The sequence below is a fragment of the Pseudarthrobacter cellobiosi genome (assembly GCF_023913815.1).
Lineage (GTDB): Bacteria > Actinomycetota > Actinomycetes > Actinomycetales > Micrococcaceae > Arthrobacter > Arthrobacter cellobiosi.
Window position 1 is genome coordinate 406,157 of the sequence record NZ_JAMXBK010000028.1, and the last position, 13,201, is coordinate 419,357.

11 protein-coding genes are annotated in these 13,201 nt (G+C 66.1%); 4 read left to right on the forward strand and 7 right to left on the reverse strand.

Features of this window, described 5'->3' with window-relative positions; translation table 11 throughout:
- The first annotated feature begins 177 nt into the window (after nt 1-177).
- Nucleotides 178-1,212, forward strand: coding sequence for a LacI family DNA-binding transcriptional regulator (locus NG701_RS20095; RefSeq protein ID WP_252570294.1), 1,035 nt, complete (start codon nt 178-180; stop codon nt 1,210-1,212).
- Nucleotides 1,213-1,286: 74 nt separating this feature from the next.
- Here NG701_RS20095 and NG701_RS20100 read toward each other — a convergent pair whose 3' ends face one another.
- Entirely contained in the window at nt 1,287-1,994 is a 708-nt protein-coding gene (locus NG701_RS20100) for a FadR/GntR family transcriptional regulator (RefSeq protein ID WP_252570296.1), read from the reverse strand.
- 96 nt (nt 1,995-2,090) lie between these two features.
- Between NG701_RS20100 and NG701_RS20105 the strand changes: the two genes are divergently transcribed.
- Entirely contained in the window at nt 2,091-3,428 is a 1,338-nt protein-coding gene (locus NG701_RS20105; protein ID WP_305884427.1) for an alpha-hydroxy acid oxidase, read from the forward strand.
- Nucleotides 3,429-3,552: 124 nt separating this feature from the next.
- On the opposite strand, the gene NG701_RS20110 is transcribed toward NG701_RS20105, so the two are convergent.
- Together NG701_RS20110 and NG701_RS20115 are read right to left on the reverse strand one after the other, a co-directional pair.
- Nucleotides 3,553-4,095: an ArsR/SmtB family transcription factor gene (locus NG701_RS20110; RefSeq protein ID WP_252570298.1), complete on the reverse strand. Its 543-nt coding sequence runs from the start codon at nt 4,093-4,095 to the stop codon at nt 3,553-3,555.
- A 79-nt stretch (nt 4,096-4,174) separates the two neighbouring features.
- A complete protein-coding gene (locus tag NG701_RS20115) occupies nt 4,175-5,386 on the reverse strand; it encodes an acetoin utilization protein AcuC (protein WP_252570300.1) in 1,212 nt (403 codons plus the stop codon).
- A 104-nt stretch (nt 5,387-5,490) separates the two neighbouring features.
- Here NG701_RS20115 and NG701_RS20120 point away from each other — a divergent pair, with 104 nt between their 5' ends.
- Both NG701_RS20120 and NG701_RS20125 read left to right on the forward strand, forming a co-directional pair.
- Nucleotides 5,491-6,924 carry a TrkH family potassium uptake protein gene (locus tag NG701_RS20120; protein WP_252570302.1) on the forward strand — a complete coding sequence of 478 codons (1,434 nt, stop codon included), beginning with the start codon at nt 5,491-5,493 and terminating at the stop codon, nt 6,922-6,924.
- Nucleotides 6,917-7,603, forward strand: a complete 687-nt coding sequence (locus tag NG701_RS20125; protein ID WP_058931335.1) for a potassium channel family protein — start codon at nt 6,917-6,919, stop codon at nt 7,601-7,603. The genes NG701_RS20120 and NG701_RS20125 overlap by 8 nt, the downstream gene beginning before the upstream one ends.
- Before the next feature lie 16 nt (nt 7,604-7,619).
- Here NG701_RS20125 and proC read toward each other — a convergent pair whose 3' ends face one another.
- The 4 genes from proC to topA all read right to left on the reverse strand — a co-directional run bounded on the left by proC (nt 7,620) and on the right by topA (nt 13,058).
- Nucleotides 7,620-8,453, reverse strand: a complete 834-nt coding sequence (gene proC, locus NG701_RS20130) for a pyrroline-5-carboxylate reductase (protein ID WP_252570304.1) — start codon at nt 8,451-8,453, stop codon at nt 7,620-7,622.
- A gap of 318 nt (nt 8,454-8,771) precedes the next feature.
- Nucleotides 8,772-9,776 (reverse strand): Ppx/GppA phosphatase family protein, encoded by a 1,005-nt coding sequence (locus NG701_RS20135; protein WP_252570305.1) that lies wholly within the window; start codon nt 9,774-9,776, stop codon nt 8,772-8,774.
- Nucleotides 9,777-9,828: 52 nt separating this feature from the next.
- Complete coding sequence (locus tag NG701_RS20140; protein WP_252570308.1) at nt 9,829-10,281, reverse strand: SseB family protein; 453 nt, start codon at nt 10,279-10,281, stop codon at nt 9,829-9,831.
- 47 nt (nt 10,282-10,328) lie between these two features.
- A complete protein-coding gene (topA, locus tag NG701_RS20145; protein ID WP_252570309.1) occupies nt 10,329-13,058 on the reverse strand; it encodes a type I DNA topoisomerase in 2,730 nt (909 codons plus the stop codon).
- Between the last annotated feature and the right edge of the window lie 143 nt (nt 13,059-13,201).

The following is a 13,201-nucleotide window of genomic DNA, read 5'->3' on the forward strand; positions in this document are numbered from 1 at the left end:
CCCGTCAACCCTTATCCTTTCTAAGAGAAAGCGCTTTCTGGCTGAAAGGCCTGTTTCTGCGGTGGCGCAGCCATCATCCGCCGCGCCGAAGGAATGGAAACCGGTTTCCGAGAGCGTTGTATGCTGTCCCACGGGCGCCGGTAATCACGGGTACCGGGACTTACGAAAGGCAGGGCCATGGCCAGGAAATCGGCAACCGGCAGGATCGGCATTGCGGACGTTGCCGTGAAGGCAGGTGTTTCGCACGCCACTGTTTCGCGCGTCATGAACGGCAACTTCACCGTGGACCCGGACATCGCGGCACGGGTGCGGGCGGCCGCCGTCGAACTCAAATACCAGCCCAATCCCGTGGGGCGCAGCCTCGCGCTGGGAAAGACGGACACCATCGGCATTGTGGTGCCGGACCTCGCCAACCCCACATTCCAGGCGATCCTGCGCGGATTGAGCCGGGCTGCGGCGGAGGATGGCTACCGCGTGCTGATTGCCGATTCCTTCGAAGTCTCCAGCGAGGAAGCCATCCTGGCCGGCGAGGCCCGCCGGCGCTGCGACGGCCTGGTGCTCTGCGCCCCGCGTATGAGCGATGCCGAGCTCGAGGAGATCGCGCCGTCGCTGCACCCGCTGGTCCTGATCAACCGGACGACGGCGGCTGCCGGGATTCCGAGCCTCGTGGTGGACTACGGGCAGGGAGTCCAGGACCTCGCCGAGTACCTGGTGGGCCTCGGCCATACGCGCCTGGCCTTCCTGGCCGGCCCGGCAGGCAGTGCCTCCAACGGCCTCCGGCTCGAGGGCCTGGAGGCGTTCAAGGCCAGGCACCCGCAGGTGGACGTCACCATGCTCGACGGCGGCTCGGACTTCGAGACCGGCCACGGGGCAGTGGACTCGGTCCTGGCCAGCGGCGCCACGGGCATCCTGGCCTTCAACGACCTCGTGGCCATGGGACTGATGAGCGGCCTGCACGAACGTGGCATGGACGTTCCGGGCGACATTTCCGTCACCGGCTTCGACGACATCCCCTTCGCCCGCTACACCACGCCCACCCTGACCACCGCGGCGGTTCCCATTGCCGAACTCGGCGGCCAGGCCTGGCGTGAACTGCGGGCACTCATCCGCAAGGAAGACCACGACGCCCCGGGCAGCCGGTACCAGCCGCGCCTGGAAATCCGGGCCAGCAGCGGCCCCGCCAAGGCGCCACGTACTGCGGCCCACGGCTGACCGCCGCCCAATCCCGCGCGACATGAAACTTCGCGGCAGTGTTGTTCGCTGACATTGCCGCGAACTGCCATGGGTCAGCCCTCCGCCGGGCGCCCAACCCCTGCCTCGCGGTAGTACCCCTCGATATGGGCAGCGACCAGCGTGGCCGCGCGCGCGCCGTCGTCGTTCCTAATGGCGGCCAGAATGTCACGGTGCTCTGCCTGCAGGCGCGACGCCGTGGCATCCCAGTCCGGAAGATTGGCCGTGAACCGGGCGGTGTACCTCTGGATGGATTCGCGCAGCGAGCCCATCATGGCGCTGACCACGGCATTGCCGGCGGCGTCCGCGAGGGCCAGATGGAACCGGATATCCAGGGCCAGGAAGTCATCCGCCGTCCGGGCAACGCGTTCGACGGCGTCCATCTCGCCCAGGAGCGTGGCGGCCAGGTCCAGTTCCGGAGCGTCGGGCTTCGCCCTGGCAGCCGCCCAGGTCTCCAGCAGGATGCGCGTTTCCACGATGTCGGACACGGGCAGATGCTGCGTGGCAACGTGGAGCCGCAACGCCGAGCCGAGCGCCGCCGTCGGATCCGAAATCACCACCGTCCCCGCTTCAGGGCCGGAGCCAACTCCGGCCCTGACCACCCCCATGGCCTCCAGGATGCGGATCGCCTCGCGCACCGAAGTTCTTGAAACTGCAAGCTGCTCAGCGAGCGTCCGCTCCGCGGGCAGGCGTCCGCCTACACTCAGCTGTCCGTCGGAGAGCTGCTTTTCGATCCAGGTCAGGACAAGTTGGTGCGTACGCATATCGCTATCGTAGTTGATGTGGTTGGACCACATGGCCTAGAGTGTGGTTAGACCACAGCCCGATCCCCTGCGCCAGGCCCACCAACGGAGGCAGCCATGATCCACACCATCCAACCGAACAATCCCGAGGTCACGCCGGCCCCGGATGCCACGGACGTCCCGGCCGCCATAGCCACTGCGCCGAAGCCGGTAGCTTCGGCGGTGCCGGCTGCGCTGAAGCGCCGCATCCCCAAGTACTCGGACCTGGCCCCGCTGATGCAGTTCAAGAAGCCCGAATTCAGCAAGGAAGCCCGGCTCAAGCGCGCCAGCACCATCTGGGACCTGCGGGACATGGCCAAGCGTCGGACCCCGCAGGCCCCGTTCGACTACACGGACGGCGCCGCCGAGGGCGAGATCACCCTGCACCGCGCCCGTGAGGCCTTCCTGGACATCGAGTTCCGGCCCGGCATCCTGCGCAACGTCTCCAGCGTCGACCTCAGCACTGACATCCTGGGCAAGCCTTCCCGCCTGCCCGTGGGCATCGCCCCCACCGGCTTCACCCGCATGATGCAGTCCGAGGGCGAATACGCCGGCTCGCAGGCAGCCGAGGCCGCCGGCATTCCGTACACCCTTTCCACCATGGGCACCGCCTCCATCGAGGACGTGGCCGCCGCCGCCCCGAACGGCCGCAACTGGTTCCAGCTCTACCTGTGGACGGACCGCGACCGCTCGCTGGAACTGATCGAGCGCGCCGCCAAAGCCGGCAACGACACCCTCATGGTCACCGTGGACACGGCCGTCGCCGGCGCCCGCCTCCGCGATGTCCGCAACGGCATGACCATCCCGCCGGCACTGACCGTCAAGACCGTCCTGGACGCGTCCTACCGCCCCGCCTGGTGGTTCAACTTCCTCACGCACGAGCCGCTGACCTTCGCCTCGCTGTCCCGTTACACCGGAACAGTGGCCGACCTCATCAACTCGATGTTCGATCCCACCCTGACGTTTGAGGACCTGGACTGGCTGCGCGAAACCTGGAAGGGAAAGCTGGTGGTCAAGGGCATCCAGACCGTTGAGGACGCGCGCAAGGTGGTGGACCATGGCGCCGACGGCGTGGTGCTCTCCAACCACGGCGGCCGCCAGCTGGACCGCGCGCCCATTCCGTTCCACCTGCTGCCGGGCGTCAAGGAAACGTTCACGAAGGACAACTCGGACGCGGCCATCATGCTGGACACCGGCATCATGAGCGGCGCGGACATCATCGCGGCGCTGGCCCTGGGCGCGGACTTCACGCTGATCGGCCGCGCATACCTCTACGGCCTGATGGCCGGCGGCCGGGCTGGCGTGGACCGCACCTTGCAGATCCTCGAGAAGGACATGGCCCGCACCATGGCGCTGCTCGGCGTCAGCAAGATCTCCGAGCTGACCCCGGACCACGTGCGCCTGCTCAACAAGTAGCGCACGCCCGGTGGTTGAGCCTGTCAGTAACCTGGATCTCGCTCCCCAACCGCCCCCTCACCCTCGCAAGCTCGGGCAGGGAACCCTGCGGTCGTGGCCCCAGGCTCGATCACCGGTGGCTGGCTTACTTTTTGCGGCCGAACTTGGGGAGATTCGGGAGGTTGGCGAGCAGGTCCGCGGCCTTCGTGGCGGCGCGGCCCACAGTGCGGCCGATCTGCTGCGGCACGGTGTCGTCGCTGAGCGGGGCTACGGTGCCGCCGGGAATCACGACGGCGGGGCTCAGTTCGGCGCCCGGGCGATCGAGGACGGCGGCAACGGCTACGTTGTCCGGCAGCGGGGTGCCCACGGCTCGCTCGGTGCCGGCTTCCGCCTCCGCGCGGGGTGACTTGGCGACGGTGGCCGCCGGGCCGACGTCGAACGTCTCCAGCCAGCTGACGATCCCCTCAAGCGGTTTGGGGTTCAGAGCGTAATAGCGCTTCTGGCCCTGCGCCCGCATGCTGACCAGCTGTGCCTCGCGGAGGACTTTCAGGTGCTTGGAAATGGTGGGCTGGCTCGCGGAGAGTTCTTCCACCAGCTCGCCCACTGCCTTGTCCCCGGCGCGCAGGGATACCAAAATGTCGCGCCGGGTTGCTTCCGCAATGACGGCAAATACGTCGTCTGTCACCATGCCTCCCACCCTAGCGACATATACGCCGCCGGGCATCAACTATTTCGCCCGTGACCGGCCCACGCGGCTTGAAGAAGGATCAGTCGAACCAGGGATCAAGTCCGTGCAGCGGGAAAACGGCTTTGCGGGTGGCCATCACGGCGCGGTCCACGGCGTCGTTCGGGTCAAAGCCCACTTCCCATGACCGCCACCAGAGCTCCACGTCATCGCCCATCAGGCCCGGGGTCTCCATCCCGAACTTGTCCGAAACATAGGCGCGCCAGTCCTCCGGCACCGGGGTCCGGAGCGGAACGGGACGCCCGGCGGCGATGGCGATCAGGTGGCTCCAGGAGCGCGGCACAACGTCGGTGACGCTGTACCCGCCGCCGCCTGTGGCGATCCAGCGGCCCTCACAATGCCGGGCAGCGAGATTTCCGACGGCGGTAGCTGCCTCGCGCTGGCCGTCCACACTGATGTTCAGGTGGGCCAGCGGGTCAAGGCGGTGCGAGTCGCAGCCGTGCTGGCTGACGATGACTTCCGGCTGGAACGCGCCCACGAGCTGCGGCACCACGGCGTGGAAAGCCCGCAGCCAGCCGGCATCCCCGGTGCCCGACGGCAGGGCAAGGTTGACGGCGCTGCCCTCAGCCTGCGGACCGCCGATCTCGTTCGCGAAGCCGGTCCCGGGGAAAAGCGTGAGTCCGCTTTCATGCAGGGAGATGGTCAGGACCCGGGGGTCGTCCCAGAAAATGCTTTCCGTCCCGTCGCCATGGTGCGCGTCGACGTCGATGTACGCCACACGGCGGATGCCGCCATCGAGCAGTCTCTGGACGGCCAAGGCGGAGTCGTTGTAGATGCAGAAGCCGCTGGCGCGGTCACGGGCAGCGTGGTGCATGCCGCCGCCGAAGTTCACGGCGTGGAGCGCGGATCCGTCCAGGATGGCGGCCGCGGCGACCAGCGATCCGCCGGCGAGCCTCGCGGCGGCGTCGTGCATACCGGCGAAGGCCGGATCGTCGTCGGTGCCCAGTCCGCGGGCTTCATCCGGCGAGGCCGGGTCGTCGCTGACCCGGCGGACCGCAGCCACAAACTCAGGCGAGTGCACGGTTTCCAGTTCGGCATCGGATGCAACCTCCGGAGCCTCCACGGACACATGGGCAAGGTCCAGCAGGCCGAGGCTGCGGGCCAGCCGGGCGGTCAGGTCCATGCGCTCAGGAGCCATCGGGTGGCCCGGGCCAAAATTGTAGGCCGTCATGGCCGAATTCCACACCACCATCGTTGGTGGCGCGGGCTGGCTGAGACCGGGCAGGAATGTCATCAATGACAGGCTACCGGAGGACGCCACTGCCCCGGCCCGGCCATTACGCGGGCATTAGTGGTTTACTACTGGAGGAAACAGTTTCAACCGAGGAAAAGCCCCCCATGACGCAACGCCAGACGAGGCCCCGGAACCCGGCCAGCTGGCACCCCGCCGCACCGGAGCGCGAAGGCCTCTGGATCTTCACCCGCGTACGCGACTTCGTCGACGACATTGCCAACACGTCGCCCGCCCGGCTTGCCCTGAGCGCCTTCGGCGCGGTCTGCCTGGTGTTCACGTTCTTCCTCTCGCTGCCCATCTCTTCCGCCACCGGTACGGCCACTCCGATACACCAGGCATTGTTCACCGCGGTGTCCGCGGTCTGCGTGACCGGCCTGACGGTTGTTTCGACGGCGGTGCACTGGTCCTTCTTCGGCCAGCTGGTCATCCTGATCGGCATCTTCGTGGGCGGCTTGGGAACCCTCACGCTCGCGTCGCTGCTGGCCCTCATGGTGAGCAAGAAGCTTGGCGTCCGCGGCAAGCTCATCGCGCAGGAAGCCATGAATAACGCCGGCCGGCTCGGTGAAGTGGGTACGCTGCTGCGGATCGTCATCGTGACCTCCGTGGTGATCGAAGGTGTCCTGGCGCTGGCGCTGATCCCCCGGTTTATGACGTTGGGCGAGCCCTTCTGGCAGTCGGTGTGGCATGGATTCTTCTACGCAATTTCCTCCTTTAACAACGCCGGCTTCACCCCGCATTCGGATGGCATTGTGCCGTACGAGACCGACCTGTGGATCCTCATCCCGCTGATGCTCGGCGTGTTCCTGGGCAGCCTGGGTTTTCCCGTTGTGATGGTCCTGCAGCAGAACGGGCTCAACTGGAAGAAGTGGAATCTCCACACCAAGCTGACCATCCAGGTGTCCTTCATCCTGCTGGCCGCCGGCACCGTGCTGTGGGCCCTGATGGAGTGGGACAACGTGCGGACCATCGGCCACATGGACCTCGGCGACAAGATCACCCATTCATTGTTTGCGTCTGTCATGACGAGGTCCGGTGGGTTCAACCTGGTGGACCAGAACCACATGGAATCCACCACCATGCTGCTCACCGACGCCCTCATGTTCGCCGGCGGCGGTTCGGCGTCGACGGCGGGCGGCATCAAGGTGACCACCATCGCCGTGATGTTCCTCGCCATCGCCGCGGAGGCCCGCGGCGACTCCGACGTGAAGGTGTATGGCCGGACCATCCCCCAGGGGACCATGCGGGTGGCCATCTCCGTGATCGTGGCGGGCGCCACTCTGGTCTCCGTCTCGGCGTTCCTGCTCCTGCAAATCAGCGGCGCATCCCTGGACCGCGTGCTGTTCGAAACCATTTCAGCCTTTGCCACCGTGGGACTGAGCACAAACCTCAGTGCCGAACTGCCGCCGTCGGGCGTGTATGTCCTCACCGCCCTGATGTTCGCGGGCCGCGTCGGCACCGTCACCCTTGCAGCTGGCCTGGCCCTGCGCCAACGCAGCCAGCTGTACCACTACCCGGAAGAGAGGCCCATCATTGGCTAATTCCTCAGGCGCCCCCAACCGCCCCGCCCACAACGCGCCGGTACTGGTGATCGGGCTGGGCCGCTTCGGCTCGTCCACCGCCGAGCAGCTCGTGAAACAGGGCCGCGAGGTGCTCGCAATCGAACGCGACCGGAACCTGGTCCAGAAATGGGCACCGCTCCTCACCCACGTGGTGGAGGCCGACGCCACCAATATCGATGCGCTACGCCAGCTCGGTGCACAGGAGTTCAGCTCTGCCGTTTGTGGGGTCGGCACCTCGATCGAGTCCTCCGTGCTGATCACCGTGAACCTGGTGGACCTCGGCATCGAGCACCTCTGGGTCAAGGCCATCACGCCGTCGCACGGCAAGATCCTCACCCGGATCGGCGCGAACCACGTGATCTACCCCGAGGCGGACGCCGGCGTCCGCGCAGCGCACTTGGTCTCCGGACGCATGCTGGACTTCATCGAGTTCGACGACGACTTCGCCATCGTGAAAATGTACCCGCCGCGCGAGACTGTGGGCTTCACGCTGGATGAGTCCAAGGTGCGCTCCAAGTACGGCGTGACCATCGTGGGCGTGAAATCGCCCGGCGAGGACTTCACCTACGCCCGCCCAGAAACCAAGGTGTCCGCCCGCGACATGCTGATCGTGTCCGGGCACGTGGACCTGCTCGAACGGTTCGCCGCCCGGCCGTAGAACTCCGCTCCGGGGCTCAGCCGAGCTGCCTGGTGATCTCCGCGGAGCGGTCTGCTGCGGCGCGGGCGCCGGCGGCGATGATGGCTGGTATGCCCCGGTCGTCGAAGGTGGCGATGGCCCGTTCGGTGGTGCCGTTGGGGCTGGTCACTCCCTTGCGCAGGGCCGAAGGATCGGCGCCCGGCTCGGCAAGCATAAAGCCCGCGCCAGCGACCGTCTCCCGCGCCAGGAGCAGCGACAACTCGGGATCAAGGCCCAGCTCGACGCCGGCAGCTGCCATAGCCTCGGCCAGGTAGAACGCGTAGGCGGGACCCGAGCCGCTGATGGCCGACAACGCATCCACCTGATCCTCGCGCACCTCCACCACGGTGCCAGTGGCCCGAAGGATGTCCTTGACGGTCTGGAGCTGTTCCGGCGTGCAGTTGGTTCCGGGTGAGACGGACACGACGCCGCGGCCCAGCTTGGCAGGGGTGTTCGGCATAGCGCGGATCACCGGCTGTCCGGGAGGCAGCGCAGCTTCCAGTTGCGCCAGCGACACGGCTGCGGCAACGCTGACAACGATGGCCTTCGGGGACAGTGAGCCGCTAATCTCGCGCGCCAGGTCGACGATGCCCACCGGTTTGACGCCAAGGATTACGACGGCGGATCCCTTGGCTGCCTGCTTGTTGTTGTCCGGTTCCTCCTCGCCTGCGATGGCCGTGATGCCGTGGTGACGCACGGCCAGTTCCGCAGCGCGTTCAGCACGCCTGACTGTGGCCACGACGTCGGCGGGGTCGGTTCCCCCGCCCAGGAGGCCGGCGAGGATGGCTTCGTTCATGGATCCACAGCCCAGGAAGGCGATTCGGTTGCTCATGCTTCCATCATTGCAGTTCGGGTGGGCGGCTGCAGAAATGGAACGAATCGGGAAAAGAGGGAACCCGCCGAAACCGATTCACAGCCGACTCCCATGTTCGCTGCAGCTTGCACACAACTTCGCCGCCTAACGTAGTTATTACCTCATTGAGGGTGCGAGTGATGCGGCAAGCATGGGGATGTTTGCCCGAGGCGCCGGTGGCTTGCAGCAGGTTTTCCCCCATTTTCCTGCTGCGGACGCCGGCGCTTTCGCGTTAACGGTTTCTTTCGGCCAGGCAGGCCGCAGGCATAGCGGGCCTCAATCAAGCCGCGGCGGGCCTCAGGCGGGTGAAGCCTCGATAGCCTGGCGTGCCGCGGCGGGCTCCACGATATGCGGGGCCGGATCCAGCGGACCGGCAAAGACCAACTGGTCGAGCCGGCGCAGGATCAGCCCTTCACGCAGCGCCCACGGGCAGATCCTGATCTTCTTGAACTTGAACATTTCCAAGGCAGCCTCGGCCACCAGAGCCCCGGCGAGCAGCTGGTGTGCGCGGGCCTCTGACACGCCCGGCAGAAAGAGCCGGTCCTCGGACTTCATGGCCGAAATGCGCTGCGCCCACACGCCCAGATCCGTGGCGTTGAGGGTGCGCTTCACGTAGGGCCCTGCGGCGCTCGGGGCTGCCCCGGCTACCCTGGCGAGCGACCGGAAGGTCTTGGAGGTTCCGGCCACAACGTTGGCGCGGCCCAGACCGTCGAACTGCCTGACCGCCGGGGCGAGGGTGGCCCGGATGTAGCGGCGCAGCTCTTTGACGCTCTTGGCGGAAGGCGGGTCCTCAGCCAGCCAGTCGCGGGTCAGGCGGCTGGCGCCCAGCGGCACCGAAGTGGCCACTTCGGGCAGTTCGTCCTGCCCGAAGGCCATTTCGAAGGAGCCGCCGCCGATGTCCAGGTTCAGGATCGGTCCCGCACCCCAGCCGTACCAGCGGCGGACGGCGAAGAAGGTCATGGAGGCTTCTTCGCTGCCGGTCAGTTCCTGCAGGGTGACAGTGGTTTCGTGCTTGACCCGGGCCAGCACGGCAGGGCCGTTAGTGGCTTCACGGATGGCCGACGTACAGAAAGCCAGCAGGTCGTCCGCCTTGTGCCTGGCGGCAAACTCCCAGGCTTCAAGGACGAATTCGGTCAGCTCGTGCTGCCCTTCGTCTGTGATGTTGCCGTCGGCATCCAGGTATTGGACCAGGGATATGGGCCGTTTGTGCGACGCGAAAGGCACCGGACGCGCGCCAGGGTGGGCATCCACCAGGAGAAGGTGGACAGTGTTTGACCCGATATCGAGGACGCCTAGCCGCATCCTGCCATTATTCCCCCGGCCAGGCCCTTACTCACAACCTGCACTAAAGATGTCAGTTTGCGGAGGCGTCCTCGGGTGCGCCGTCGGGAAGCTCATCGGCCCGCTTGAAGTCGCGCTTGATGTTGGCGACGCCCTCCGGGTTGATCTCAAACCCATACGCAGCGCCGGGGTTGATCACCATGCCCAATTCCTCGCCAATGTTGGCGATGATGGCTGCACCCTGGGTCCCCAGGACGTTCGGCGCCGCCTCAAGATACTGCTCGTCAACGCGGCTGGGGTGCGAGAACACCGCAAGGACGGGCTCGCCGTCGGCGTTCGCCAATACCAGCGGCTCCACCTGGGAATCCTCCCCCTCGATCCCGTCGGTGCTGATGACGTAGACCTCGCTGTTGAGGAAGGACAGGATGACGTCCACCGGGCTGCCCTCGGGCTGGCCGCCCTGGGCGAGCTTCTCTTCGAGTTCGTTGAGCGGCGTGAGATCGGCTGTGCCGGGCTGTTCAGTCATGTATCTACTCGACCACGTTGGAGAGCTCGGCGCAATTCCGCCCATACTTACTTCTTGGCGGGGGCCTTCTTCTTGGCCGGGGCCTTGCGGGCCGTTGTGGTGCGTTTGACCGGACCCTTGGCCCGCTTCTCGGCGAGGAGCTCGACGGCCTGTTCGCGGGTCAGTTCCTCCAAGGATGTGGACCGCGGGACGGTGATGTTGGTGATGCCGTCGGTGATGTACGGGCCAAAGCGGCCTTCCTTGACCACGATGTTCTTCTCGGAAACGGGGTCCGGTCCGAACTCGGCCAGCGGCGCCACCGCGGCACGGGCGCCGCGCTGCTTGGGCTGGGAGTAGATCTCCAGCGCCTGCTCCAGCGTGATGGTGAAGATTTCCTCTTCGGTGCCGATGGAGCGGGAGTCCGTGCCCTTCTTCAGGTACGGTCCGAAGCGGCCGTTCTGCACCGTGATGAGGTTGCCTTCGGTGTCCTCGCCCAGGGCGCGGGGCAGGCTCATGAGCTGCAGCGCTTCGTCCAGGGTGACGGAATCCACGGTCATGGACGCGAACAGCGAACCGGTGCGCGGCTTGGCCTTGACCGGCTTTTTCGGCGGTTTCGGCTTGCCGTTCTTGTAGTACTCAACGGGCTGGTTGGCCAGCTGTTCCTCGGTCATCTCGGGGATGACTTCGGTGACGTAGGCGCCGTAGCGGCCGTTCTTGGCGACAACGCTGTGCCCGGTGTGGGGGTCGTCGCCCAGTACGCGTTCTTCCGGCGCAGCCGTTTCCATCAGTTCGATGGCCTTCGCCGCCGTCAGTTCGTCCGGCGCCAGGTCCTCGGGGACGTTGGCGCGGGAGTTCTCCACGATTTCGCCGGTCTTGGCGTCCACCGTGGGGATGGAGCTCTCCAGGTAGGGACCGAACTTGCCCACGCGCAGGGTGATGCCTTCGGTGATGGGCACGGAGTTGATTTCCCGGGCGTCGATCTCGCCCAGGTTGTTCACGATGCTGAGCAGGCCCGGATCGGAATCTTCACCGTAGTAGAAGTGCTTGAGCCAGGCAGACCCAACGGCCTGGCCGTTGGCGATCTTGTCCAGGTCGCCTTCCATGTCCGCCGTGAACTCGTAGTCTACATAGTCCGTGAAGTGCTGCTCGAGCAGGCGGATCACCGAGAAGGCGATCCAGCTGGGCACCAGCGCGGAACCCTGCTTCCGGACGTAGCCGCGGTCCTGGATGGTGGAGATAGTGGAGGCGTAGGTTGAAGGGCGACCGATGCCCTTCTTCTCCAGCTCGGCGGTCAGCGAAGCTTCGGTGAAGCGCGGCGGCGGCGAGGTCTCGTGGCCCACGGCCACAATGTCCGACGCCGTGAGGGCATCGTCCTTGGCCACGTTCGGCAGCCGCCGGGCTTCGTCGGAGTCGTCGTCCCCGCGGCTTTCGTCCTTGCCTTCTTCATAGGCGGCCAGGAAGCCGGGGAAGGTGATGACGGTGCCGGAGGCGGAGAATTCGGCGTCCCGGCCATCGGTGGCAACTGCACCCAGGCGGATGGTCGCCGTCGAACCCTTGGCGTCACCCATCTGGGATGCGACGGTGCGCTTCCAGATCAGTTCGTACAGGCGGAACTCGTCGCCGGAGAGCTGCTTGGCCACCTGCGCCGGGGTGCGGAAGGAGTCACCGGCGGGGCGGATGGCCTCGTGGGCTTCCTGCGCGTTCGCAGCCTTGCTGGTGTACACGCGGGGCGACGCCGGGATGTACTCGGGGCCGTACAGCTCGGAGGCCTGGCGGCGGGCGGCCGTGACGGCTTCATCGCTCAGCGCCGAGGAGTCGGTACGCATATAGGTGATGTAGCCGTTTTCGTACAGCCGCTGGGCCACCTGCATGGTGCTCTTGGAGGAGAAGCGGAGCTTGCGGCCGGCCTCCTGCTGCAGCGTGGACGTGGTGAAAGGCGCGGCCGGACGGCGGGTATACGGCTTGGTGTCCACAGACCGGACACGGAAGTCCGCATCCTGGAGACCGGCGGCCAGTGACGTGGCGAGTTCCTCGTTGAGGTGCGCCGCATTGCGCGAGGTAAGAACGCCGTCGTCGTTGAAGTCGCGGCCGCTGGCCACCTTGGCGCCGTCAACCGCAGCGAGCTTGGCCTTGAACGAACCGGCACCTGCCCCGAACTGGCCCGTCAGGTCCCAGTAGGAGGCGGCCTTGAAGGCCATGCGTTCGCGTTCACGGTCCACCACCATGCGCGTGACCACGGACTGGACGCGGCCGGCGGACAGGCCGCGGGCCACCTTGCGCCACAGCACGGGGGAAATCTCGTAGCCGTAGAGGCGGTCCAGGACGCGGCGGGTTTCCTGCGCGTCCACCAGTGCCGTATCAACATCGCGCAGGTTGTCCATGGCGCGGTGGATGGCTTCCTTGGTGATTTCGCCGAATGTCATCCGGTACACGGGGACCTTGGGCTTGAGCACTTCCAGCAGGTGCCACGCGATGGCCTCGCCCTCGCGGTCCCCATCGGTTGCGAGATAGAGAGCGTCGGCATCCTTGAGCGCGGCCTTCAGCTCGGTGACCTTTTTCCGTTTGTCCGCGGACACCACGTAATAGGGTTTGAAGTCGTTTTCGATGTCGACGGCGAACTTGCCCACCGAGGTTTTCTTCAGTTCTGCGGGGAGCTCAGACGGCTGCGGCAGGTCGCGGATGTGACCGATTGAGGCCTCTACGATGAAGCCCTCGCCGAGGTACTTGGCGATGGTCTTGCTCTTGGCCGGAGACTCCACAATCACGAGTTTCTTGCCTGTTTTGGCCTTGCTTGGCACGGTGCTCCTACAGAAAAAGGTTGCTCGGGCAGATGAGCCCATATTGGCCTAGTTCACCATATTTTGGACGATAGTGCGCATTCATGTGGAAAACCCGTTGACTCATCAGGCACATCCGGGACCCCGATTTGGGGTGTTCCGGT